This window comes from Mycobacterium sp. NGS27 (assembly GCF_059813005.1).
In genome coordinates, this window is sequence record NZ_JCALDT010000005.1 from 112,652 (window position 1) to 136,769 (window position 24,118).

General features: G+C 67.9%; 23 protein-coding genes. 18 read left to right on the forward strand and 5 right to left on the reverse strand.

Annotated elements, in window-relative coordinates:
- Nucleotides 1-48 precede the first annotated feature (48 nt).
- Nucleotides 49-1,239: a lipid-transfer protein gene (locus AC5Y30_RS14905; RefSeq protein ID WP_499919281.1), complete on the forward strand. Its 1,191-nt coding sequence runs from the start codon at nucleotides 49-51 to the stop codon at nucleotides 1,237-1,239.
- Nucleotides 1,240-1,246: 7 nt separating this feature from the next.
- A complete protein-coding gene (locus tag AC5Y30_RS14910) occupies nucleotides 1,247-2,494 on the forward strand; it encodes an acyl-CoA dehydrogenase family protein (RefSeq protein WP_499919282.1) in 1,248 nt (415 codons plus the stop codon).
- A gap of 81 nt (nucleotides 2,495-2,575) precedes the next feature.
- On the opposite strand, the gene mntR is transcribed toward AC5Y30_RS14910, so the two are convergent.
- A complete protein-coding gene (gene mntR, locus AC5Y30_RS14915; protein WP_067127210.1) occupies nucleotides 2,576-3,268 on the reverse strand; it encodes a manganese-binding transcriptional regulator MntR in 693 nt (230 codons plus the stop codon).
- Nucleotides 3,269-3,382: 114 nt separating this feature from the next.
- Here mntR and AC5Y30_RS14920 point away from each other — a divergent pair, with 114 nt between their 5' ends.
- The 5 genes from AC5Y30_RS14920 to AC5Y30_RS14940 all read left to right on the forward strand — a co-directional run bounded on the left by AC5Y30_RS14920 (nucleotide 3,383) and on the right by AC5Y30_RS14940 (nucleotide 9,852).
- Entirely contained in the window at nucleotides 3,383-4,357 is a 975-nt protein-coding gene (locus AC5Y30_RS14920) for a bifunctional riboflavin kinase/FAD synthetase (RefSeq protein WP_499919283.1), read from the forward strand.
- 144 nt (nucleotides 4,358-4,501) lie between these two features.
- Nucleotides 4,502-4,771, forward strand: a complete 270-nt coding sequence (gene rpsO / locus AC5Y30_RS14925; RefSeq protein ID WP_007775081.1) for a 30S ribosomal protein S15 — start codon at nucleotides 4,502-4,504, stop codon at nucleotides 4,769-4,771.
- A 355-nt stretch (nucleotides 4,772-5,126) separates the two neighbouring features.
- A complete protein-coding gene (locus tag AC5Y30_RS14930; protein WP_499919285.1) occupies nucleotides 5,127-7,391 on the forward strand; it encodes a polyribonucleotide nucleotidyltransferase in 2,265 nt (754 codons plus the stop codon).
- Nucleotides 7,369-8,751: a M16 family metallopeptidase gene (locus tag AC5Y30_RS14935; RefSeq protein WP_499919286.1), complete on the forward strand. Its 1,383-nt coding sequence runs from the start codon at nucleotides 7,369-7,371 to the stop codon at nucleotides 8,749-8,751. The genes AC5Y30_RS14930 and AC5Y30_RS14935 overlap by 23 nt, the downstream gene beginning before the upstream one ends.
- A gap of 75 nt (nucleotides 8,752-8,826) precedes the next feature.
- Nucleotides 8,827-9,852, forward strand: a complete 1,026-nt coding sequence (locus tag AC5Y30_RS14940) for a nitronate monooxygenase (RefSeq protein WP_499919818.1) — start codon at nucleotides 8,827-8,829, stop codon at nucleotides 9,850-9,852.
- Between the two features lie 8 nt (nucleotides 9,853-9,860).
- On the opposite strand, the gene ald is transcribed toward AC5Y30_RS14940, so the two are convergent.
- Entirely contained in the window at nucleotides 9,861-10,976 is a 1,116-nt protein-coding gene (ald, locus tag AC5Y30_RS14945; protein WP_499919287.1) for an alanine dehydrogenase, read from the reverse strand.
- Between the two features lie 90 nt (nucleotides 10,977-11,066).
- Here ald and AC5Y30_RS14950 point away from each other — a divergent pair, with 90 nt between their 5' ends.
- The 5 genes from AC5Y30_RS14950 to AC5Y30_RS14970 all read left to right on the forward strand — a co-directional run bounded on the left by AC5Y30_RS14950 (nucleotide 11,067) and on the right by AC5Y30_RS14970 (nucleotide 16,908).
- A complete protein-coding gene (locus tag AC5Y30_RS14950; protein WP_499919288.1) occupies nucleotides 11,067-11,528 on the forward strand; it encodes an SRPBCC family protein in 462 nt (153 codons plus the stop codon).
- A 22-nt stretch (nucleotides 11,529-11,550) separates the two neighbouring features.
- The gene (locus AC5Y30_RS14955; protein WP_499919290.1) at nucleotides 11,551-13,014 is read left to right on the forward strand and encodes a flavin-containing monooxygenase; all 1,464 of its coding nucleotides are present in this window, start codon (nucleotides 11,551-11,553) and stop codon (nucleotides 13,012-13,014) included.
- Nucleotides 13,015-13,153: 139 nt separating this feature from the next.
- Complete coding sequence (locus AC5Y30_RS14960) at nucleotides 13,154-14,062, forward strand: metal-dependent hydrolase (RefSeq protein ID WP_499919291.1); 909 nt, start codon at nucleotides 13,154-13,156, stop codon at nucleotides 14,060-14,062.
- On the forward strand, nucleotides 14,062-15,819 hold the full coding sequence (locus AC5Y30_RS14965; RefSeq protein WP_499919292.1) for an SDR family oxidoreductase: 1,758 nt from the start codon (nucleotides 14,062-14,064) through the stop codon (nucleotides 15,817-15,819). The genes AC5Y30_RS14960 and AC5Y30_RS14965 overlap by 1 nt, the downstream gene beginning before the upstream one ends.
- Nucleotides 15,820-15,831: 12 nt before the next feature.
- Nucleotides 15,832-16,908, forward strand: a complete 1,077-nt coding sequence (locus tag AC5Y30_RS14970; protein ID WP_499919293.1) for a PDR/VanB family oxidoreductase — start codon at nucleotides 15,832-15,834, stop codon at nucleotides 16,906-16,908.
- Between the two features lie 2 nt (nucleotides 16,909-16,910).
- Here AC5Y30_RS14970 and AC5Y30_RS14975 read toward each other — a convergent pair whose 3' ends face one another.
- Nucleotides 16,911-17,561, reverse strand: coding sequence for a TetR/AcrR family transcriptional regulator (locus tag AC5Y30_RS14975; RefSeq protein WP_499919294.1), 651 nt, complete (start codon nucleotides 17,559-17,561; stop codon nucleotides 16,911-16,913).
- Between the two features lie 117 nt (nucleotides 17,562-17,678).
- On the opposite strand from AC5Y30_RS14975, the gene AC5Y30_RS14980 reads away from it, so the two are divergent.
- Nucleotides 17,679-18,686, forward strand: coding sequence for an aromatic ring-hydroxylating dioxygenase subunit alpha (locus tag AC5Y30_RS14980; protein ID WP_499919295.1), 1,008 nt, complete (start codon nucleotides 17,679-17,681; stop codon nucleotides 18,684-18,686).
- Nucleotides 18,683-19,765 (forward strand): NAD(P)H-dependent amine dehydrogenase family protein, encoded by a 1,083-nt coding sequence (locus tag AC5Y30_RS14985; protein ID WP_499919296.1) that lies wholly within the window; start codon nucleotides 18,683-18,685, stop codon nucleotides 19,763-19,765. Before AC5Y30_RS14980 ends, AC5Y30_RS14985 begins: the two co-directional genes overlap by 4 nt.
- Here the strand turns inward: AC5Y30_RS14985 and AC5Y30_RS14990 are convergent.
- Nucleotides 19,733-21,097 carry an HNH endonuclease signature motif containing protein gene (locus AC5Y30_RS14990; protein WP_499919297.1) on the reverse strand — a complete coding sequence of 455 codons (1,365 nt, stop codon included), beginning with the start codon at nucleotides 21,095-21,097 and terminating at the stop codon, nucleotides 19,733-19,735. The two genes, AC5Y30_RS14985 and AC5Y30_RS14990, sit on opposite strands and share 33 nt — an antisense overlap.
- 229 nt (nucleotides 21,098-21,326) lie before the next feature.
- Here AC5Y30_RS14990 and AC5Y30_RS14995 point away from each other — a divergent pair, with 229 nt between their 5' ends.
- The 4 genes from AC5Y30_RS14995 to AC5Y30_RS15010 all read left to right on the forward strand — a co-directional run bounded on the left by AC5Y30_RS14995 (nucleotide 21,327) and on the right by AC5Y30_RS15010 (nucleotide 23,616).
- Nucleotides 21,327-21,884, forward strand: a complete 558-nt coding sequence (locus AC5Y30_RS14995; protein ID WP_499919298.1) for a hypothetical protein — start codon at nucleotides 21,327-21,329, stop codon at nucleotides 21,882-21,884.
- Between the two features lie 81 nt (nucleotides 21,885-21,965).
- On the forward strand, nucleotides 21,966-22,703 hold the full coding sequence (dapB, locus tag AC5Y30_RS15000; protein ID WP_499919299.1) for a 4-hydroxy-tetrahydrodipicolinate reductase: 738 nt from the start codon (nucleotides 21,966-21,968) through the stop codon (nucleotides 22,701-22,703).
- Nucleotides 22,700-23,164: a tetratricopeptide repeat protein gene (locus AC5Y30_RS15005; RefSeq protein ID WP_499919300.1), complete on the forward strand. Its 465-nt coding sequence runs from the start codon at nucleotides 22,700-22,702 to the stop codon at nucleotides 23,162-23,164. Before dapB ends, AC5Y30_RS15005 begins: the two co-directional genes overlap by 4 nt.
- Nucleotides 23,161-23,616 carry a flavodoxin family protein gene (locus AC5Y30_RS15010; protein ID WP_499919301.1) on the forward strand — a complete coding sequence of 152 codons (456 nt, stop codon included), beginning with the start codon at nucleotides 23,161-23,163 and terminating at the stop codon, nucleotides 23,614-23,616. The genes AC5Y30_RS15005 and AC5Y30_RS15010 overlap by 4 nt, the downstream gene beginning before the upstream one ends.
- On the opposite strand, the gene AC5Y30_RS15015 is transcribed toward AC5Y30_RS15010, so the two are convergent.
- Nucleotides 23,613-24,104 carry a hypothetical protein gene (locus AC5Y30_RS15015; RefSeq protein ID WP_499919303.1) on the reverse strand — a complete coding sequence of 164 codons (492 nt, stop codon included), beginning with the start codon at nucleotides 24,102-24,104 and terminating at the stop codon, nucleotides 23,613-23,615. The two genes, AC5Y30_RS15010 and AC5Y30_RS15015, sit on opposite strands and share 4 nt — an antisense overlap.
- Nucleotides 24,105-24,118 lie beyond the last annotated feature (14 nt).

Below are 24,118 nucleotides of genomic sequence, written 5' to 3' on the forward strand. Positions count from 1 at the left end.
CTAGGTTGCACACTGGGGTGTCTAGGCGGCCTACGGAAGGGGACAAGGATGTCCAGCAAGGTTTACGTCGTCGGCGTTGGCATGACCAAGTTCGAGAAGCCGGGCCGCCGTGAAGGCTGGGACTATCCCGACATGGCCCGGGAATCGGGAACCAATGCCCTCAACGACGCCGGCATCGACTACCGCGAGGTTCAGCAGGGCTACGTCGGCTACGTCGCGGGTGATTCGACGTCGGGGCAGCGGGCGCTCTACGAGCTGGGGATGACCGGCATCCCGGTCGTCAACGTCAACAACAACTGCTCCACCGGCTCGACGGCGCTGTTCCTGGCGGCGCAGGCCATCCGCGGCGGCATTGTCGACTGCGCGATCGCGCTCGGCTTCGAGAAGATGCAGCCCGGCTCGCTGAGCGGGGGCGCCCAGGACCGCGAATCGCCGATGGGCAAGCACGTCAAGGCGATGGCCGCGATCGACGAGTTCGCGATGCCCGTCGCCCCATGGATGTTCGGCGCCGCCGGGCGCGAGCACATGAGGCAATACGGCAGCACCGCAGAGCATTTCGCCAAGATCGGATACAAGAACCACAAGCACTCGGTCAACAATCCGTTCGCCCAGTTCCAGGAGTCCTACACGCTCGACGACATCCTGGCGGCGCGGATGATCTCCGATCCACTGACCAAGCTGCAGTGCTCGCCGACCTCGGACGGTTCGGGCGCGGCGATCCTGGCCTCGGAAAGCTTCGTCGAAAGCCACGGGCTGGCCGGCCAGGCGGTCCAGATCGTCGGCCAGGCCATGACCACCGACTTCGCGTCGACGTTCGACGGCAGCGCGAAGAATCTCATCGGCTATGACATGAATGTTCAAGCCGCACAACAGGTTTACGAGCAATCCGGACTCGGGCCGCAGGACTTCCAGGTGATCGAGCTGCACGACTGCTTCTCGGCCAACGAACTGCTGCTCTATGAGGCCCTCGGCCTGTGCGGTCCCGGTGAGGCGCCCAAGCTGATCGACAACAACGACACCACCTACGGCGGCCGCTGGGTGGTCAACCCGTCCGGCGGCCTGATCTCGAAGGGACACCCGCTGGGCGCGACCGGGCTGGCGCAATGCGCGGAGCTGACCTGGCAGCTGCGCGGGACGGCCGACAAGCGTCAGGTCGACAACGTCAGCGCCGCACTGCAACACAACATCGGGCTGGGTGGCGCCGCCGTTGTCACCGCCTACCAGCGCGCCGAGCGGTAGGGGTGCCGTGATCGAGTGGTCCGACACCGACCTGATGGTCCAGAACGCCGTTCGGCAGTTCGTGGACAAAGAGATTCGCCCGCATCTGGACGAATTGGAAACCGGCGAAATGTCGCCGTATCCGATCGTGCGAAAGCTGTTCAGCCAGTTCGGTCTCGACGCCATGGCCGCCGAGTCGGTCAAGAAGATGCTGGACCGCGAGCACGCCAAGCAGAACGGCGAGCAGCTCGACGAAAATCCGGATGACTCAAGCGGTTTCGGGGGCGGCGCGCAGGGGTCGATGATCGCGGTGTTGGTGTCCGAGATCGCCCGGGTCAGCATCGGTCTGCTCAGCACCGCGTCGGTGAGCCTGGGCCTGGGCGCGGCGACCATCATGAGCCGGGGGACGCTGGCCCAGAAGGAACGCTGGCTGCCCGAGCTGATGACGCTGGAAAAGATTGCGGCGTGGGCGATTACCGAGCCCGAGTCGGGCTCGGACGCGTTCGGCGGCATGAAGACCTACGTCAAGCGCGACGGCGAGGACTACATCCTCAACGGGCAGAAGACGTTCATCACCAACGGACCCTGCGCCGACGTCCTGGTCGTGTACGCCAAGCTCGACGACGGCTCGACGGACGACAAGCGCAACCGGCCAGTGCTGGTGTTCGTGCTCGATGCCGGCATGCCGGGCCTGACCCAAGGCAAGCCGTTCAAGAAGATGGGCATGATGTCCTCGCCGACCGGCGAGCTGTTCTTCGACAACGTGCGGCTGAGCCCGGACCGGCTGCTCGGCGAGAGCGAACAGCACGCCGACGGCGACGGCCGCGACAGCGCGCGCGCCAACTTCGCCGCCGAGCGGATCGGCATCGCGATGATGGCGCTGGGCATCATCGACGAATGCCACCGGCTGTGCGTGGACTACGCCAAGAGCCGGACGTTGTGGGGCAAGAACATCGGGCAATTCCAACTGATCCAGCTGAAGCTTGCGAAGATGGAGATCGCCCGAATGAACGTGCAGAACATGGTCTTTCACACCGTCGAGCGCCAACAGGCCGGCAAGCCGCTGACACTGGCCGAGGCCTCGGCGATCAAGTTGTATTCGTCGGAGGCCGCCACCGAGGTGGCGATGGAGGCCGTACAGCTGTTCGGCGGCAACGGGTACATGGCCGAGTACCGGGTGGAGCAGCTGGCCCGCGACGCCAAGTCGCTGATGATCTACGCGGGCAGCAACGAGGTGCAGGTCACCCACATCGCCAAGGGGCTCTTGAGCACCTGACCTTCGTTCGCCGAACGTGCACTGAGGGCGGGAAAAGTCGCGGAATTTCGCCGTGACGTCACGCTCGGCGAGCCGAAATAGCTAGGCCGTCACCCAGATGGCCCGGGCGGCGGGGCTGCCCAGGTCGACCGTCGTCTCGGCGCCGTCGCCGGAGTCGATCGCGACCGAGATCATGCCGGCGAATTCGCGCCGGGTCAGGACCCGCAGCCGGGAGTCGAGATTGATGCCGACGTCGGTGAAGTAGCGCAGCATCTCGGGGTCGGCGTCGGAGATGCGCGCCACCGTGCCGGAATCACCGTCGTCGCACGCCCACAGCTGGCGGGCCGGCGGGGTCGGCACCTGCCCGTCGGAGGCCGGGATCGGGTCACCGTGCGGGTCGCGGCGCGGGAAGCCCAGCTTCGCGTCGATGCGGGCCACCAGGCGATCGGACACCGCGTGCTCGAGCACCTCGGCCTCGTCGTGCACCTCGTCCCAGGCGTAACCGAGCTCGTTGACCAGGAAGGTCTCCAACAACCGGTGCCGGCGCACCATCTCCAGCGCCGCCCGCCGCCCCGCCTCCGTCAGCGTCACCGCACCGTATTTCTCGTGGTCGACGAGGCCCTGCTCGGCGAGCTTGCGGATGGACTCCGAGGCCGTGCTGGCCGACACCCCGATCTTCTCGGCCAGCATCTTGGTGCTGACCTTCTCCAGCGACCACTCCTGGGCATTCCAGATGACCTTGAGGTAGTCCTGGCCGACCGCGGTGATACCGCCACGCTCTTCGTCAGCCCTCACAACCAGAAAGTTTAGGCAACCCACGCCTGATCCGGCGCGTTCCCCGAAACCGTGGCCGGGCTTAGCCCCTCTCCCATCTCCCGGCGGACGACCCGGCGCCGTAGGCTTGCGGGCGTGCAGCGGTGGCGCGGCCAAGACGAGATACCCACGGACTGGGGCAGGTGTGTGCTCACCATCGGTGTGTTCGATGGCGTGCATCGCGGCCACGCCGAGCTGATCGCCCATGCGGTAAAGGCGGCGCGGGCCCGCAACGTCCCGACCGTGTTGATGACGTTCGACCCGCATCCCATGGAAGTCGTCTACCCCGGCAGCCATCCCGCGCAGTTGACGACGCTGACCCGGCGCGCCGAACTGGTCGAAGAGCTGGGCATCGACGTCTTCCTGGTGATGCCGTTCACGACCGATTTCATGAAGCTCACCCCGGAGCGTTACGTGCACGAGCTGCTGGTGGAGCACCTGCACGTCGTGGAGGTCGTGGTGGGGGAGAACTTCACCTTCGGAAAGAAGGCGGCCGGCAACGTCGAGACCCTGCGGCGCGCCGGCGACCGCTTCGGGTTCGCCGTCGAGTCGATGTCGCTGCTGTCCGAGCATCACAGCAACGAGACCGTGACCTTCTCGTCCACCTACATCCGGTCCTGCGTGGACGCCGGCGACATGGTGGCGGCCACCGAGGCGCTGGGCCGCCCGCACCGCGTCGAAGGTGTCGTGGTCCGCGGCCACGGACGCGGCGTCGAGCTGGGTTACCCGACCGCCAACGTGGCGCCGCCGATGTACTCGGCGATTCCGGCCGACGGCGTGTACGCCGCGTGGTTCACCGTGCTCGGCCACGGACCGGCCACCGGCACCGTCGTCCCCGGTGAGCGTTACCAAGCGGCGGTCTCCGTCGGCACCAATCCGACGTTCTCCGGGCGCACCCGGACGGTCGAGGCCTTCGTCCTGGACACCACCGCCGATCTCTACGGTCAGCATGTCGCCCTGGATTTCGTCGCCCGCATCCGCGGCCAGCAGAAGTTCGACTCCATCGAGGAGCTCGTGGTTGCGATGGGCAAGGACACGGAGCGGGCCCGGGGCTTGCTGTCGGCGGGTTGAGGCGCTGCGGCAGGGGTGCCCCGCGGTTTGTGCCCGGCACCGGCACCGCTGCTAAACTGCCGGACGACATCGGCGCGTGCTGCGGTTCGCGGTGGCCGCGCCTTGAACATTTACCTTTCGCGGACCGATTGATGGAGATAGTTCGTGGCGCTTACAGCCGAGCAGAAAAAAGAAATCCTGGGCAACTACGGCCTGCACGGAACCGACACCGGGTCGCCCGAGGCGCAGGTCGCGCTGCTGACCAAGCGGATCGCCGACCTGACCGAGCACCTGAAGGTGCACAAGCACGATCACCACTCGCGGCGCGGGCTGCTGCTGCTGGTCGGACGCCGGCGCCGGCTGCTCAAGTACGTCGCGCAGATCGACGTCGAGCGGTACCGCTCGCTGGTCGAGCGGCTGGGCCTGCGTCGCTGAGGCAGGCGGCGCCAGCGCCGGCGAAATCGAGCAATATCGCGGGCAGAGGTCGCCCGTGTAGAGTAAGGACGTTCTGGGCCGGTTCGGCCCGAGCAAACGGTGCGGTCACGCAGATCCGCGTGTGCCGTTCCAGCGTGTCACTACGCACCCCCGAGGGAGCAGCCCAGTCTGCATCGGGCGGTCTTCGGTAGTGGCTGCCGGGCTCTCCGGATCTGGGGCAGGTCGGCCGCTTCGATCGATGGCCGTAGCCGTATTCAGACTCAGCGCCTCCCGCGGGTGACCCGTGGCCGTCGGCCTGCGGTTCGCGCGTGGTCACGCGAAAAAGCTGAATACAAGAGAGGCCGTACGGACGTCTATGTCTGTCGCTGAAATTGAAGAGGGCGTGTTCGAGGCGACCGCCACCATCGATAACGGGAGCTTCGGCACCCGCACCATCCGTTTCGAGACCGGCCGGTTGGCCCAGCAGGCAGCTGGCGCCGTGGTCGCGTACCTCGATGAGGAGAACATGCTGTTGTCGGCGACCACCGCCAGCAAGAGCCCCAAGGAGCACTTCGACTTCTTCCCGCTGACCGTGGATGTCGAGGAGCGGATGTATGCCGCCGGTCGCATCCCCGGTTCGTTCTTCCGTCGCGAGGGCCGTCCCTCCACCGACGCGATCCTGACCTGCCGGCTCATCGACCGGCCGCTGCGCCCGTCGTTCGTCTCCGGCCTGCGCAACGAGATCCAGGTCGTGGTCACGGTCATGAGCCTGGACCCCAATGACCTGTACGACGTGCTGGCGATCAACGCCGCGTCGGCCTCGACCCAGCTGAGCGGCCTGCCGTTCTCGGGTCCGATCGGGGGCGTGCGGGTCGCGCTGATCGACGGCACCTGGGTGGCGTTCCCGACGGTCGAGCAACTCGAGCGGGCGGTGTTCGACATGGTGGTGGCCGGCCGCAAGGTCGACGGTGACGTCGCGATCATGATGGTCGAGGCCGAGGCCACCGACAAGGTCATCGAGCTCGTCGAAGGCGGTGCCCAGGCGCCGACGGAAACCGTTGTGGCCGAGGGACTCGAGGCGGCCAAGCCGTTCATCGCGGTGTTGTGCACCGCGCAGGAGGAGTTGGCCGGGGCAGCCGCCAAGCCCGTCGGCGAGTACCCGACGTTCCCGGACTACCAGGAAGACGTCTACTACTCGGTGGCCTCGGTGGCCACCGACGAGCTGGCCAAGGCGCTGACCATCGGCGGCAAGGCCGAGCGCGACGCGCGCACCGACGAGCTCAAGGCCGAGGTGCTGGCGCGGCTCACTGGAGACTCTGGGACCTACGAGGGTCGCGAGAAGGAGGTCAGCGCCGCCTACCGGTCACTGACCAAGAAGCTGGTGCGCCAGCGCATCCTGACCGACCATTTCCGCATCGACGGCCGCGGCATCACCGACATCCGCGCGTTGTCGGCCGAGGTCGCCGTGGTGCCGCGGGCGCACGGCAGCGCCCTGTTCCAGCGCGGAGAGACCCAGATCCTGGGTGTGACCACGCTCGACATGGTCAAGATGGCTCAGCAGATCGACTCGCTGGGACCGGAAACCGCGAAGCGCTACATGCATCACTACAACTTCCCGCCGTTTTCCACCGGTGAGACCGGCCGCGTGGGCTCGCCCAAGCGGCGCGAGATCGGGCACGGCGCGCTGGCCGAGCGTGCCCTGATCCCGGTGTTGCCCGGCGTCGAGGAGTTCCCGTACGCCATCCGTCAGGTGTCGGAGGCGTTGGGCTCCAACGGCTCGACGTCGATGGGGTCGGTCTGTGCGTCCACCCTGTCGCTGCTGAATGCCGGTGTGCCGCTGAAGGCTCCGGTGGCCGGCATCGCGATGGGTCTGGTCTCCGATGACGTCGAGGTCGACGGCAAGACCGAGCGTCGCTTCGTCACCTTGACCGACATCCTGGGCGCCGAGGACGCGTTCGGCGACATGGACTTCAAGTGCGCCGGCACCAAGGACTTCGTCACCGCGCTGCAGCTGGACACCAAGCTCGACGGCATTCCGTCGCAGGTGCTGGCGGGCGCGCTGGGGCAGGCCAAGGATGCGCGGCTGACCATCCTGGAGGTCATGGCCGAGGCGATCGACCAGCCCGACGAGATGAGCCCGTACGCACCGCGGGTCACCACCATCAAGGTTCCGGTGGACAAGATCGGTGAGGTCATCGGGCCCAAGGGCAAGGTGATCAACGGCATCACCGAGGAGACCGGCGCGCAGATCTCCATCGAAGACGACGGCACCGTGTTCGTCGGCGCCACCGACGGGCCCTCGGCGCAGGCCGCGATCGACCGCATCAATGCCATCGCGAACCCGCAGCTGCCCACGGTCGGCGAACGGTTCCTCGGAACCGTGGTCAAGACAACGGATTTCGGTGCGTTCGTGTCGCTGCTGCCCGGGCGTGACGGCCTGGTGCACATCTCCAAGCTCGGTAAGGGCAAGCGGATCGCCAAGGTCGAGGACGTGGTGAACGTCGGCGACAAGCTGCGCGTCGAAATCGCCGACATCGACAAGCGTGGCAAGATCTCGCTGGTCCTGGTGGAGGAAGACAACGCGGCTTCCGCCGACGCTCCGGCGGCCGCCCCTGCCGATGCCGCAACGGCGAGCAGCTGACTCGCCGGCCGGGACGCGTCCCGGTCGGGCCGGCGCCCTGCGCCGGGGCAAGGCCGCCGAGGCGGAATTGGCACCCCAGGCCGCGCTGCGGCGTACCACGCTGCCGGGTGGCTTGCGGGTGGTCACCGAGTACCTGCCCTCGGTGCGCTCCGCATCGGTCGGGGTGTGGGTCGGTGTCGGCTCGCGCGACGAGGGTGCCACCGTCGCCGGGGCCGCGCACTTCCTCGAGCACCTGCTGTTCAAGTCCACTCCCAGCCGCACCGCGGTGGACATCGCCCAGGCGATGGACGCCGTCGGGGGAGAGCTGAACGCGTTCACCGCCAAGGAACACACCTGCTACTACGCGCACGTGCTCGACAGCGACCTGGCGCTGGCCGTCGACCTGGTCGCCGACGTGGTGCTCAACGGGTGCTGTGCGGCAGGCGATGTCGAGCTGGAACGCGACGTGGTCCTCGAAGAGATCGCGATGCGCGACGACGACCCCGAGGACGCGCTCGGTGACATGTTCCTGAGCGCGCTCTTCGGCGACCACCCGGTGGGCCGTCCCGTCATCGGCACCGCACGGTCGGTGGCGTCGATGACCCGAAATCAGCTGCACTCGTTTCACGTCCGGCGCTACACGCCTGAGCGGATGGTGGTGGCGGTGGCCGGCAATGTCGACCACGACGAGGTGGTCGCGTTGGTGCGCAGGCATTTTGGGCCGCATCTGGTTCGCGGCCGCGAACCCATCGCGCCGCGCAAGGGTGCCGGACGGGTCACAGGTCGCCCCGTTCTGCTGCTGGGCAACCGGGACGCCGAGCAGGCTCACGTGTCGTTGGGCGTCCGCACGCCCGGGCGTGGCTGGGAGCATCGCTGGGCGCTGTCGGTGCTCAACACCGCGCTGGGCGGCGGCCTGAGCTCGCGGTTGTTCCAGCAGGTTCGAGAGCTGCGCGGGCTGGCCTACTCGGTGTACTCGACGGTGGACGTCTTCGCCGACAGCGGCGCGCTGTCCGTCTATGCGGCCTGCCAACCCGAACGCTTCGCCGAAGTGATGGCGGTGACGCGCGACGTGCTCGACTCGGTGACACGCGACGGCATCACCGAATCGGAATGCCGCATCGCCAAGGGATCCTTGCGCGGCGGTCTGGTGCTCGGCCTGGAGGATTCCAGCTCGCGGATGAGCCGGTTGGGCCGCAACGAACTCAACTACGGCAAACACCGCAGCATCGAGCACACCCTGCGCCAGATCGACCAGGTGACCGTCGACGAGGTCAACGCGGTGGCGCACAAGCTGCTCGGGCAGCGCTACGGCGCCGCGGTCCTTGGCCCCTATGCCGCCAAACGGTCACTGCCCCAACAACTTCGGGCGATGGTAACGTAGCTCGCATGTCCGCCTCCACACTCGCGCCGTGCCGGCGCTCGCCGTCGACGGACTAGCCGAATGGTACTGGGCCAGATGGTGCTGGGCTTTTGGGACATCCCCGTGCCCATCGTCGGCGCGCCCATGGCCGGCGGGCCCGGGACTCCCGCGTTGGCGGCCGCGGTGACCAATGCCGGTGGGCTCGGTTTCGTGCCCGGCGGGCATCGCAGCGCCGAGCAACTCGCCGACGACATCGCCGCGGCGCGCAAGGCCACCACCGGCCCGCTCGGGGTGAACTTGTTCGTGCCCCAGCCCAGCGTCGCCGACTGGGTGGCCCTGCACTACTACGCGGCCGAACTCGAAGAAATCGCCGAGCACTACCAGGTGGAGGTCGGTCAGCCGCAGCACGGCGACGACGACGAGTGGGAGCAGAAGCTCGAGGTGGTCGCCGACCTTCGGCCCGAGCTGGTGTCCTTCACGTTCGGCGTGCCGCCACCCGACGTGATCCGGCGGCTGGGCGCGCTGGGCCTGCTGGTGATGGTCACCGTAACGTCGGCCTATGAGGCGGGAATCGCGGTCGCCGCCGGCGCGGACAGCCTCGTGGTTCAGGGGCCTGCGGCCGGCGGGCACCGCGGCACCTTCGCACCGGACATGGAACCGGCCAACGAGTCGCTGCATCAGCTCATCGACCGCATCCGCAACGCGCACGACGTGCCGATCATCGCGGCGGGCGGACTGGGCACCGCCGATGAAGTGGGGGCCGCGCTGCGCAGGGGAGCGGTGGCGGCGCAGGTCGGCACCGCGCTACTGCTCGCCGACGAGGCGGGCACCAACGCCGCGCACCGGGTCGCCCTGAAGAACCCGCTGTTCGCCACGACCGTTGTCACGCGGGCGTTCTCGGGCCGCTACGCGCGCGGCCTGGAAAACGATTTCACCCGCATGCTCGATCACGTCGCGCCGTTGGGCTACCCCGAGGTCAACCAGATGACCTCGCCGATACGGGAAGCGGCCGCCGCCATGGAGGATCCCAACGGGATGCCGCTGTGGGCCGGAACGTCGTTCAAGAACGCGTGCGCGGGCCCCGCGGCCGACATCATCGCCAGTCTCGCGGCGACAAGTTAACGCTCCGCTCAGCCCAGAACGGCCGCCGGGTCGGTGAACGGCAGGCCGAGGTCGGTGGCCACCTGTTCCGACAGCAGCCAGCCGTCGTGGGTCGAAAGGCCTTTGGCCAGAGCATGATCCGAGCGGCAGGCCGTCCGCCAGCCGCGATCGGCGAGCGCGAGCACGTACGGCATGGTCGCGTTGGTCAGCGCCACCGTCGACGTCTTGGGCACCGCGCTGGGCATGTTCGTCACGCAGTAGAACAGCGTGTCGTGCACGCCGAAGGTGGGGTCGTCGTGCGTGGTGGGCCGGGAGTCTTCGAAGCATCCCCCCTGATCGATCGAGATGTCGACCAGCACGGCGCCCGATTTCATCTGTGAGACAAGGGAATTCGGGATCAAATTGGGGGCCTTCGCGCCGGGCAGCAGCACGGCGCCGATGACCAGATCGGCGCGCTTGACGGTGCCCTCCAGGTCGTAGGCCGACGAGTAGCGGGTGCGGACCTGGCCACCGAACTCCGCGTCGAGCAGGCGAAGCTTGTTGATGTTGACGTCGAGCACCGTGACCGACGCCCCCATGCCGCCGGCGACCCGCGCCGCGTTGTACCCGGCCGTCCCCGCGCCCACCACCACGACGTCGGCGGGCTTGACGCCGGGCACACCGCCCATCAACACGCCGCGCCCACCATGGGTGCGCATCAGGTGATAGGCCCCGACCTGAGCGGACAACCGGCCGGCGACCTCGCTCATCGGGGCCAGCAGCGGCAGTGTGCCGTCGGCGGTCTGGACCGTCTCGTAGGCGATCGACGTCGTTGCGGATGCCAACAGCGCCTCGGTGCACGCCCGCGAGGCCGCCAGGTGCAGAAAGGTGAACAGGATCTGGTTGCGCCGCAACAGGTCATACTCGGCCGGCACCGGCTCCTTGACCTTGAGCAGCAGGTCCGCGTCGGCCCAGACCTGGTCGGCCGTCTCGGTCAGCTGGGCGCCCGCCGCCTTGAACTCCGAGTCGGGGATCGCCGACCCTTCTCCGGCGCCGGCCTGCACAAGTACGTCGTGGCCGCGGCGGGTCAGCTCGGCGACACCGGCGGGGGTGAGGGCGACCCGAAACTCATTGGTCTTGGTCTCGGTCGGTACGCCGACTCGCATGATCGCCCCTAGATTGCCGGTTCACGTTCAAGTGTGAAGAAACTTCGCGGGAGCCGCAAAGGCTGGCTGTTTGCTGGCTATGATCGGCGAATGACGGACCCGTGCGTGCAGGCCACCGTGCAGATCGACGCCCAGCCCGACGTGGTGTACCGGCTCATCACCGACCTGCCCACGCTGGCCGAGCTGGCCGAGGAGGCGGTCGCGATGGAATGGCGCAAGGGCGACGCGGTGACGCCCGGCGCGGTGTTCACCGGCCAGAACAAGAGCGGCAGCCGCAGCTGGAGCACCAAGTGCACGGTCACCGACGCGGAACCGGGCCGCCGCTTTGCGTTCGACGTGAGCCATACGGTCTTTCCGATCGCCCGCTGGCAATACGACATCGCCGCGGCCGGCGACGGGTGTGAGGTGACCGAACGCACCTGGGACCGCAGGCCTGGGTGGTTTCGCAAGGTCGCCGGCAGGGCCACCGGCGTCGCCGATCGCGCGGCCGCCAACACCGAGCACATCCGGCTCACGTTGCAGCGCCTCAAGCAGCGCGCCGAGGCCGAGTAGCCAGAACCCCACGGGAGTACCGATGACGCGACGCGATCCCGCCGTAGCCGTCGTCGGAGCAGGCATGTCGGGGCTGTGCGTCGCAATTGCCTTGCTGCGCAGCGGTATCACCGACGTGACCATCTACGAGAAGGCCGACGAGGTGGGCGGCACCTGGCGGGAGAACACCTACCCGGGTCTGGTCTGTGACATCCCGTCGCGCATCTACCAGTACAGCTTCGCCAGGAATCCCGACTGGTCGCACCTGTTCTCACCCGGCGGCGAAATCCAGGCCTACTTCCGGGACGTCGCCGACCGCTACGGGTTGCGGAAACGCATCCGGTTCGGCGCCGAAGTCACCCACGCGCGTTTCGACGACGGCCGCTGGGTGCTGCGCACCGACGCCGGCGAGGAATTAACGGTCGACTTCTTGATCTCGGCCACCGGCGTCCTGCATCACCCGCGACTGCCGTCGATTTCGGGCTTGGATGACTTCGGCGGCAATGTTTTTCACTCCGCGCGGTGGGATCACGGCGTGGACGTGCGGGGTCGGCGCGTCGCGATCGTCGGCAACGGGTCGACGGGCGTGCAGCTGGTGTGCGGTCTGGCCGGGGTGGCCGGCCACGTCGCGCTGTTCCAGCGGACCGCGCAATGGGTGCTGCGCCTGGCGAATCCGCGCTACAGCGGCTTCACTGGGATCACCCGGCGCAAGATGCCGTGGCTGGATAAGGTGGCGTACCGCCTCTACAGCCTCGCGTTCGACTTCTTCGCGGTCGGGCTGACCAAGCCGGGCCTGCGCCGAAAGATCATGGCGGCGCTGTGCCGCGCCAGCCTCTGGGAGATCCGCGATCCCGAGTTGCGGCGGTCGCTGACGCCCGACTACACGCCGGCCTGCAAGCGCCTGGTGATGTCGAACGGTTTCTACCGGGCGATGCAGCGCGACGACGTCGAGCTGGTGACGGCGAGCATCGACCACGTGGAACGGCGCGGCATCGTCACCGCCGACGGCGTCCTGCACGAGGTGGACATCATCGTGCTCGCCACCGGATTCGACACCCACGCGTTTTTCCGGCCGATGGAGCTGATCGGCCGCGACGGCATCCACGCCAATGACGTCTGGCGCGACGGGCCTCGGGCCTACCAAACCGTGGCGCTGTCGGGCTTTCCCAACTTCTTCATGATGCTGGGGCCGCACAGCCCCGTGGGAAACCTCGCGCTGACGACCGTGGCCGAATCGCAGGCCGAGCACATCCTGGGCTGGATCGAGCGCTGGCGCCGACGCGAATTCGACACGGTCGAGCCGACGGCCGCCGCGACCGAGCGTTTCAACGCGAAGCTGCGCGCCGCGATGCCGGACACGGTGTGGACCACCGGCTGTAACAGCTGGTACCTCAACAACGACGGTGTGCCCGAGGTGTGGCCCCTGACGCCGGCCGAACACCGCCGGATGCTGGCCAACCCCGACCCCGGCCAGTACGAACTGCGCCGCCACGTCGCGGCCGGCTGAAGACGATCACGCAAGAATTCATCGCGGAAGAACCCAGTACCGGCGGTTTCGCATATCTGCGCCGCGTACTTATACTTGGGACGCGCGACGTCCACCACAAGACCGTGATCGAGGGCTAAAAGCCGAGGTAGGGGGCACGATGCTGACCGTCGACAACCAAGCAGCGGGTCCCCACGATGCCTCCCTGGATCACGAGCGCCTGGTGCTGGAAGCCCGCGACGTGGACTTCGACTGGACTCAGCTGCCGTTCCACTACGTGCCCGGCGAACCGTTTGCCACCCACGTCCTCAACGTGCTGCACCTGCTGCTGCCCGCCGGGGAAGAGTTCTTCGTCGAGGTCTTCAAGCAGACGCTGCCGCTGATCAAGGACGACCAGCTGCGGCTCGACGTGCAGGGCTTCATCGGCCAGGAGGCCGTGCATTCGCAGGCGCACGCGAACGTGCTGGCGCACTTTGCCGCGCGCGGCATCGACCTGACCCCCTACACCGGCCAGATCAAGTGGCTGTTCGACAAGCTGCTGGGGCCCCGGCCCACCTGGAGCCAGCGTCGCCGGCAGAGCTGGCTGCTCGAGCAGGTTTCGCTGGTCTCGGCCATCGAGCACTACACCGCCATCCTGGGCGAGTGGATCCTCGACTCGCCGGCCCACGACCAGATCGGCACCGATCCGGTGATGCTGGACATGCTGCGCTGGCACGGCGCCGAGGAGGTCGAGCACAAGGCGGTGGCGTTCGACACCATGAAGCATCTGCGGGCCGGTTACTGGCGCCAGGCGCGCGCCCAGCTGGTCGTGACGCCCGCCATGCTGCTGTTGTGGATCCGCGGCGTGCGGTTCATGTACTCGCTGGATCCCCAGCTGCCACCGGGCACCAAGCCGCGCTGGCGGAACTACTTCTCGGCGGCGCGCCGCGGCCTGGTGCCCGGGCCGATGCGCTTCGTCCGGGCGGTCGCCAACTACTACCGGCCGGGCTTTCACCCCTCGCAGCTCGGTGGGCTGGGGCTGGCCGTCGACTACCTGGCCATCTCACCGGCCGCGCGCGCCTCGCACTGATGACCGGCACATCGACCTTCACCACCGGCGACGGCGTCACGCTGGCCGTGCACCGGTACACCGACATCGACCCGGCGCGGCCAACCATCCTGGCAATTCACGGATTTCCGGACAACCACCACGTCTGGGACGGCGTGGCCCACGAACTGACCGGCAAGCCCTACAACGTGGTGGCCTACGACGTGCGGGGCGCCGGTGAATCATCGTGTCCCGCAAAGAGATCCGGATACCTGTTCGCGCAACTGATCTCCGACATCGGTGCGGTGATCGACAGCCTGGGTGTGGGGCGGGTGCACCTGCTGGCCCACGACTGGGGGTCGATCCAGGCGTGGGCGGCGGTCACCGACGACTCGGTGATGGGCAAAGTCGCGTCCTTCACCTCGATCTCGGGCCCGCACCTGAACTATGCCGGCGCATTTCTGCGCTCGGCGCGCACGCCGCGAGCCGTGGCCCAGGTGCTCAGGCAACTGATCGCGTCGGGCTATATCGGCTTCTTCTTGTGCCCGGGCGTGCCGGAACTGTCGTTTCGCTCGCGCGTCGGCGTGAAAGTCATTGAGGCGCTTGAGCGCATCGGCCGATCGAGCACGCGCAGCCAGCACCACGACACGCTGCGCTCGGTCACCGATTATGTGCACGGGCTCAACCTGTACCGGCAGAACATGCCGGCGCCGATGCTGGCGCCGGGTCGCCGGCTGCCCGAGACCAAGGTTCCCGTCCAGACGCTGGTGCCGCGCCGCGACATGTTCGTCACGCCCGCGCTGCAACGATTCACCGGAGCGATTCCGTTAGGCGGCAGGGTGATCGAGATCGAGGGCGGCCACTGGGTGGTGACGTCGCGTCCGGACGTCATCGCCCGGTTGACCGCCGAGTGGGTCGACCGCAACGTCGATGGCGCCCCCGCCGCCGGGCCGGCCGAGGTGCGCGGCGAGCGGCGTGACGTGCGCGGAAAACTCGCCCTGGTCACCGGCGCCGGAGCCGGAATCGGCCGGGCCACGGCGGTGGAGCTGGCCCGAAACGGCGCCCGAAAGATCGTCCTCGTCGACCGTGATCTGGCCGCCGCCAAGGAAACCGCCGACGCCGTACGCGCCGCGTGCGCCGAGGCAGCGGTGTACCAGGTCGACGTCAGCGACGAGGCCGCCATGAATGAGCTTGCGGCCCAAGTGCGCAACGAGCACGGGGTGGTCGACATCCTGGTGAACAACGCCGGCATCGGGATGGCGGGCCGGTTCCTGGAGACGAGCTCGGCGAACTGGGAGAACATCATGGGCGTCAACGTCCACGGCGTCATCTCGGGCAGCAGGGCGTTCGGGGCGCAGATGGTCGAACGTGGCGAGGGCGGCACGATCATCAACGTGGCGTCGGCGGCGGCTTACCTGCCCTCGAAGTCCATGGTCGCCTACAGCACCACCAAGGCGGCGGTGCTGGCACTGAGCGAATCGTTGCGCGCCGACTTCGCCGACGAGGGGATCAGCGTCACGGCGGTGTGCCCGGGATTCGTCAACACCAACATCGCAAAGAACACGATCTACGCGGGCATGAGCGCGGACCAGCAGGAGCGGGCGCGGGGCAAGGCCGACGCCGCCTATCGGCGCCGCAACTTCACCCCCGAAGCGACCGCCAAGGCAATCGTCAAGTCCGTCAAGACCGCTCCGGCCGTGTTGCCGATCGCCGCGGAGTCGCGGATCGGCTACGCGATGCGGCGCATCAGCCCGGGAGCGATCCGGCTGTTCGCGCGCTTCGACATTCGGCAGAAGTAAGGGGCGGTTTCGGTGCCGGAGAGCATTTGGTCCAGCAGACCCGCCGACCTGTACGGACGGCGCGAGCGCGATCGCTTCGGGTCGTTGCTGTGGGGCGTGCGGGCGGTGTTCGAGGGCTTCGCCACGGTGTCACGGTGGTCGCCGTCGCGGGTGCAGCCGGTGCAGCGCAAGCTGACCGCGGTGGTGACCAAGCGCGAGGTCGTCGCGCCGGACGTCGTCGCGTTGACCCTGGCCGACCCCGACGGCGGTTTGCTTCCGTCCTGGACACCGGGTGGCCACATCGACGTCCTGTTGCCCTCGGGCCGGCGCCGGCAGTACTCGTTGTGCGGCGCGCCCGGGCGGCGCACCGACTACCGCATCGCCATTCGGCGGATCGCCGACGGCGGAGGCGGATCCATCGAGATGCATGAGACTTTCGACGTCGGTGACACGCTGTCGTTCGAAGGTCCGCGCAACGCGTTCTACCTCGGCACCGCCGAGCAGCAGGCGCTGTTCGTCATCGGGGGCATCGGGGTGACGCCCATCCTGCCGATGCTCCAGGTGGCCGCGCAGCGCGGGATCGATTGGCGCGCAATCTATACCGGCCGCAGCCGCGAGTACATGCCGCTGCTCGACGAGGTCGTGTCGCTCGGGCCGGACCGGGTGACGGTCTGGGCCGACGACGAGCGCGGCCGCTTCGCCACCGTGGCGGAGCTGCTGGACGGAGCGGGACCGGCGACCGCTGTTTACGTGTGCGGGCCGAGCGCCATGCTGGAGGCGGTCCGCGTCGCCCGCAACGAGCATGCCGGTGCGCCATTGCATTACGAGCGGTTCAGCCCGGCGCCCGTCGTCGATGGGGTGCCGTTCGAGTTGGAGCTCGCGCGATCACGGCAGGTGCTCGCGATACCGGCGAATCGGACCGCGCTCGAGGTCATGCTCGACAGGGACCCGACCACTCCGTACTCGTGCCGGCAGGGATTCTGCGGGACGTGCCGGGTCAAAGTGCTTGCCGGACAAGTGGATCACCGTGGCCGCACCGACCCGGGCGACGACGGCATGCTCGTGTGCGTCTCGCGGGCCGACGGCGACCGCGTCGTCATCGACGCCTGAGGTTAAGGCCGGGACTGCTCCAGGTAGGCGGCCAGGGCGTTGGTCAGACCCCGCCGTGCCATGTCGAGGTCGGCATAGGAACCCAGCTGACGCTCCGACACCAGGCCGCGCATCGCGCCGGGAATCAGGGCGGCGACCTCGCGAACCCGATCGGGGTCGACCGCCAGACCTGAGAAGGCGTGCTGGCAGGTCTCCAGCCAGCTTTTGCCCCAGGAAAACATCTCGGCGGCGGTGCGCGGGTAGAGCCGCTCGAGCTCCTCGGGGTCGCGCGGCAACGCGGCCCGCAGGTTTTCGATCGCACGTGAATCCGGGGACGCGAGGCCGCGGTAGAGGGTATCGATGATGGCGCCGACACGCTCGCGCAGCGGAGCGTCTGGCGAGATCGGCGTCGACAGCGTCGAGAACGTCGCCGCGCGACGTTCGGCGGTGCGGTGCAGCACGGCGGCCCAGAACCCGTCGGTGTCGCCGAACTGGTACTGCACCGCGCCCCAGGTGGCGCCGATGTCCTTGGCGATGCGGTTGGCCGAGACCGAGCCCGGCTCGCCGGACGCCAGCGAGCGCAACGCCGCCTCGAGCATGCTTTCGCGAGTCGCGTTGCCCCGCCGGTTCGGCCGCCGGCCGTCCACGCCGGCGCCGGTGCGTGCGCGGGTCATTCGCCGATCTTATCCACTGACGCCGGTTGCACCGCAGGGTTTCATAGAGGGTACTTTGATTTTGTCGCGGCGCGGCCTATCATTCATCCGGGAGGGCGGCTCACATGGCAGGGATCGATGGCTAAGCCACCGTTGTCGATGACACCGACCGGCTGGTTCCAGGTCGCGTGGTCCGACGAGGTCGGCGTCGGCGACGTGCACAAGATGAAGTACTTCGGCCAGGAGATGGTCGCCTGGCGCGCCGAATCCGGCGAGCTCACGGTGATGAACGCCTACTGCGAGCACCTGGGCGCGCACCTGGGATATGGCGGAAAGGTCGTCGGCGAGGTTCTGCAGTGTCCCTTCCACGGGTGGCAGTGGAGCCACGAGGGCCGCAACGTCTGCATCCCGTACCAGGATCGGCCCAACCGCGGCCGCCGCATTCGCACCTACCCGGTGGTCGAGCGCAACGCATCGGTGTACATCTGGCACGACCTGCACCGCCGCGAGCCCTATTTCGATGCGCCGGACGTGTTCGCCGCGTTCGACGACCGCAGCTGCGCTGACGACTATTACCCGCAACAGCGGTTGTACCGCGAGGGTTTGGAGATGCACCCGCAATACGTGCTGGAGAACGGGGTGGACTTCGCGCACTTCAAGTACGTGCACAACACCCCGATCGTGCCGGTGTTCACCCGCCACGATTTCGACGAGCCGGTGTCCTACGTCGACTTCACCATCACCTTCGAGGGCGACGACGCCCAGTTGATCGACGACGTCAACAGCGGCGTGCAGGCCATCAACGGTGGACTGGGCATCGCCGTGACCAAGAGCTGGGGCATGATCGACAACCGCACCATCTCGGCGATCACGCCGATCGACGAGTTCACCTCCGATGTGCGCTTCATGGTCTACATCGGCCGGATCCCCGGAAACGATTCGGCCCGTGCCGAACTCAAGGCGGACGAATTCGGGCGCGAGGTCATCCGCCAGTTCGAGCAGGACATCGAGATCTGGCAGCACCAGCGCTATTCGGATCCGCCGGCCCTGGCCACCGACGAGTACGAAGGCTTCACCGCAATTCGCAAGTGGGCCAAGCAGTTCTATCCCAAAGCGTTGGTAGCGCAGGAAGGCTCAAGGCAGTGAGTACAGCACCGGTTCGCGTCTTTCAGGTCGGAAGCGGAAACGTCGGCACCGAGATGATCAAGCGGATCGCCACCCAGCCCGACATCGAACTCGTTGGCGTGCACTGCTATTCGCCGGAGAAGGTGGGCAAGGATACCGGAGAGTTCGCGGGCCTGGCGCCCAACGGGGTGGCGTTCACCGGCACGATCGAGGAGATCATCGCCGCCAAGCCGGACGTGCTGACGTTCCACGGCGTGTTTCCCGACGAGGACCTCTACTTACAGGTGCTCGAGGCGGGCATCAATATCGTCACCACCGCCGACTGGATCACCGGCTGGCACCGCGACACGAACCACCCACATCCGTCGGGCAAGCCGGTCAGCCAGCTATTGGCCGAGGCCGCTGAGTTGGGTGGCGCGACGTTCTACGGCACCGGGATGAACCCGGGTCTGAACCAGATCCTGGGCGTGGTGTGCTCGGCCGACGTCGCCGACATCGAAAACGTCACCACGATCGAATCGGTCGACGTGTCGTGCCACCACTCCAAAGACACCTGGATCGAGGTGGGCTACGGCCAGCCGGTCGACGACCCCGAGATTCCCTCGAAGCTGGAGAAATACACACGGGTGTTCGCCGACAGCGTGTACATGATGGCCGACTGCTTCGACCTGCGGCTCGACGAGGTCAAGTTCAGCTACGAGCTGGGCGCGTGCACCAAGGACGTCGACCTAGGCTGGTACACGCTGCCCAAAGGTTCGCTGGGCGGTAACTACATCAAGTACCAGGGCATGGTCGACGGCGTGCCGCGGGTCGAGACGCACCTCGAATGGCAGATGACCCCGCACACCGACCCGAGCTGGAACATCAAGGGCTGCTACATCACTCAGATTCAAGGCGACCCCTGCATCTACAACAAGCACATGATCTTCCCCAAGCCCGGCGTAGACCTGTCCAACCCGGACAACTTCGCCTCGATCGGCATGACCGTCACCGGCATGCCGGCGCTGGCTTCCATCAAGTCGGTGGTCGCGGCGCCACCGGGACTGATCACCAGCGCCGACCTACCGCTACGCGGATTCGCCGGGCGGTTCCGGAAGTAGGCGTTCGGGATGGTGAAACTCGTTGGTGCGCGCACCGCGGTCTAGCTCGGGCGGCGGTATCCACTCGGTGTCACCCCGGCGTGTTTTCGTTGTCCGCCAGCCCTTTTCGGCGAGCTTGTGGTGTGGCACGCAGGCGAACGTGAGATTATCCGCGTCGGTCGTGCCGCCGGTCGCCCACTCGGCGAGGTGGTGCGCCTCGCACCAGTAGCCCGGTGCGTCGCAGCCGGGGTGGGTGCAGCCGCGGTCGTGGGCGTACAACACGATGCGCTGATCCGGTGTCGCGATGCGTCGCGACCGTCCGAGATACAGTGGGCGGCTGGAGTGTTCGTCGAACACAGCGAGATAGTGGTAGGCGTGGCGGGCCATCCGGATCACATCGCGCATCGGTAGCAGCGTCCCGCCACCGGTCACCGCCCGCCCGGTGCCCGAGGTCAGCTCCTGCAGGGTGGTCGACACGATGACCGCGACCGGCAGTCCGTTGTGCTGGCCGAGCTTCGGGTCGCCGAGCTGGCCGCGCACCAGGGCGTTGAGTGCGTCGTGCCGGCGTTGCGCGGGGCTGCGCAGATCGCTGCGCACGCGCTCGTCGTCGGGTTCATCTGCGATGCAAGGGGTTTGGTCACCGGGATTGCACATCCCGGGGGCCGCGAACCGGGCCAGCCAGGCGTCGAGGTTGGCCCGCAGCTCCGGCGAGGCGATCAGCTTCCCCACGCTCATCCCGTCGGGCCGTTGGCCGCACCAGATGAAGCCGCGCTGGCGGGCCCGGTCGGCGTCGGAGAACTTGCCGTCGGGATTGATCCGTAGCGCGCACTGGTGCGCGAGCTTCTGCAGCTGATCCGGCCGTAACGTCCGCGCCTGCCGGGCCAGGAATCGTTCGGCGTTCTCCACCGTGGCAGCGGGTATGGACTCCGGAAGATCCCGGACGAACGTTTGAATGACTCGTAGGTGGTGACCGTCGAGAGCGCCTTCACGCCACGCGACGGCCGTGGCCGGCAACTGCGGTGGCAGCTCCGCGCCGGTGAGGGCCGAGCGCGGCGATAGCTCTTTGGCGTCGCGAACCCGGCGGCACGCCTCGGCGTAGCTGATGCGCAGCCAGTCGGCGACAACTTTGTGCACCGGGCCGCCGATGTCGGCGGGATCCTCCGCCGCCAGGTCGGCAATGACGTCATGGCTCACCGCCACCTGTCGGCGCCGCGACGCCTCGATCCGTTCGAGGACGCGCAGCCGGACGGCGGGGCGCAGCGCATCGAAGTTCAGCTCGCGGATGGCCGCGTCGGCGGCATCCTGCGCGGCCAGGGCGGCGGATACCTCGGCCGGGAACGCGATCGAATGCATGTTCGAATTTTATGCCCGGGGAACAGCGAAGAAAGCGGACCGCGCGGCAGCTGGGGATGAACCCCGAACTGTGGACAAGCCAACCCGCCACGCCCGCGCGGCACGCAGACGGCGGTCACCCTGCCGGATCATTTTGACGATTCAACCTCAGCCGCAAGGGGATACAGCAAACGCGCTGGATCGAAACGATTCCGCGGTTTTCGGGGCAGCGCTGCGGTAGCCTGTTCTGGTGCGCGCGGGATTCGTCAGTGCGGCAACGGCGGTCACCGTCGTCATCGCCGGATGGTCGTGTCCCTCCGGTTCGGCCGATTCCATGCCGGAGAGTCCACCGTTCCCGATCGGTCAGATGGGCGTGCCCGTGCATGTGCAGACGGCTAGCGGCGCGACCGCCGACATCACGGTCAACAGTGCCACGTGGTTTCCGCCAGGGTGCGCCTCTCATTTCGCGGCTCCGAGTGGCCCCGGATGCAACGTAGTGGAAATGACTGTCACCGCGACGTCCCACCAGTTCTTCCAGTTCGACCAGCGCTACATGTTCGCCGGATACGGCGGCGGCCCTCAGCCTTGGACTCATCCCGACGACGCGCCCGAGCCGTCAACGTTGGCGGTCGACTACCGGCGGCTCGACAAGCTGCCCGCGCTGCAATCGGGCGGCCTTCACGACGGGCAGACCGCCCACGGATTCGTCGGCTTCGCTATGCCGACGCCAGGCGACCTGTACATCACGATCAACGATCCCAAGCAACCCGCTCCCTATACCGAAGCGGGCTGGATCGTCCACACCTGATCGCCGCGAATCAGCGCCATCCGAGTTGTCGTGGAAAGACGCACGCGCGGCGCAGAATCGACCCGGTCTAGGGTGAAGGCCATGCGGGTAGGAGTGCTGGGAGCCAAGGGCAAGGTCGGATCGGCGATGGTGGCGGGCGTGCAGGCCGCCGAGGATTTGACCCTGTCGGCCGAAGTGGACGCCGGCGATCCGATGAGCCTGCTGACCGAGGGCGACACCGAGGTCGTCATCGACTTCACCCACCCCGACGTGGTGATGGACAATCTGAAGTACGTGATAGGCAACGGAATTCACGCGGTCGTGGGGACCACGGGCTTCACCGCCGAGCGGCTGCGGCAGGTGCAGGATTGGCTCGCCGACGGCCCCGGCGCGTCGGTGTTGATCGCGCCGAACTTCGCCATCGGGGCGGTGCTTTCGATGCATTTCGCCAAGCAGGCCGCGCCCTTCTTCGACTCGGCCGAGGTGATCGAGCTGCATCACCCGCACAAGGCCGACGCCCCGTCGGGAACCGCGACCCGCACCGCGAAACTGATCGCCGAGTCGCGAAAGGGCTTGCCGCCCAACCCCGATGCCACCAGCACCAGCCTGGCGGGCGCGCGCGGCGCCGACGTCGACGGCATCCCGGTGCACTCGGTGCGGCTGGCCGGGCTGGTCGCCCATCAGGAGATCCTGTTCGGCACCGAGGGGGAGACGCTGACCATCCGCCACGACAGCATCGACCGGACCTCGTTCTTGCCCGGCGTGCTGCTGGCCGTGCGGAGGATCAAGGAACACCCCGGCCTGACGGTGGGTCTCGAGGCCCTGCTCAATCTGCAATGAGCGACACCGCGCGGGTGGTGCGCACCCAATTGCTCGTCGCCTTCATGTGCGTCGCGCTGCTGGTGTACTTCGTGCTGCTGGGGCGCGTGGCCGTCGCGATGATCGGCTCCGGCCGGGCCGCCGCCGTCGGCCTCGGACTCGCGGTGCTGATCCTGCCGGTGATCGGGCTGTGGGCCATGATCGCCACCCTGCGCGCCGGGTTCGCGCACCAGAAGCTGGCCCGGCTGATCGCGGCCGACGGAATGGAGCTGGACACCAGCGCGCTGCCGCGCCGCCCGTCGGGCCGCATCCGGCGCGACGCGGCCGACGAACTGTTCGCCGCGGTCCGAACCGAGGTGGAGGACCACCCGGAGGACTGGCGGCGCTGGTACCGGCTGGCCCGCGCCTATGACTACGCGGGCGATCGCCGCCGCGCCCGCGAGGCCATGAAGACGGCGGTCGAGCTGCAGGGCCGCCCATGAGCAAGACGCTGCTGATCGTGCACCACACGCTGTCACCGCACACCCAGGAGATGTTCGAGGCCGTGGTCTCCGGCGCCACCGACCCCGACATCGAGGGCGTCGAGGTGCTGCGGCGCCCGGCGCTGACGGTCTCGCCGGCCGAGATGCTGGCCGCCGACGGCTACCTGCTGGGCACCCCGGCAAACCTCGGCTACATCTCGGGCGCTCTCAAGCACGCGTTCGACTGCGCCTACTACCAGCTTCTCGACTCGACCCGTGGGCGACCTTTCGGGCTGTACCTGCACGGCAACGAGGGCACGGAGGGCGCCGAGCGCGCCGTCGACACCATCACCACCGGGCTGGGCTGGGTCAAAGCAGCGGAGACCGTGATCGTGTCGGGCAAACCCGGCAAGGACGAGCTGCAGGCGTGCTGGGAGCTCGGGGCGACGGTCGCCGCGCAGCTGATGGACTAACCGGCGACCGGACGGCCCGATCCGGTAACGGCGTATCCCAGTGCCCCCACGAGGACCGCGAACTTGATCAGCGCGGCGACCTGTGCGCGCCGGGCATGGACGCCGATCCGTGTCCCGCGCAGCACCCTCAGCAGTGAAACTCCCTCCGCCGCATCACCGGCGACGGCGACGAGCACGGCGGCGGGCAGACCTGCCGGGTGGCCATGCCGCCGGCGCGCGCGGTCGACGAGCAGTGCCGTCAGCACGCCATAGGTGGCCATGTAGCCGAAATCGAGCCACAGGGACAGGCGCGCGGCCCGCCGGCCGTCGCCGCCCCACCGCGTCATGATGTCTTCAGCCCGAGATGCATTGCCGGCCAACTCGAATGCGATGATCCCGGGCCCGCCGCTGCGGCGCATGCGACGTTCCAACACGAGCATCAGCGCCGTGTAGCCGAGGAAGGCGACGGCGGCGGCCGCGAGGCGATTGTCCGTTAGGCGCTGGCTCACCACTCAAGGTTCCC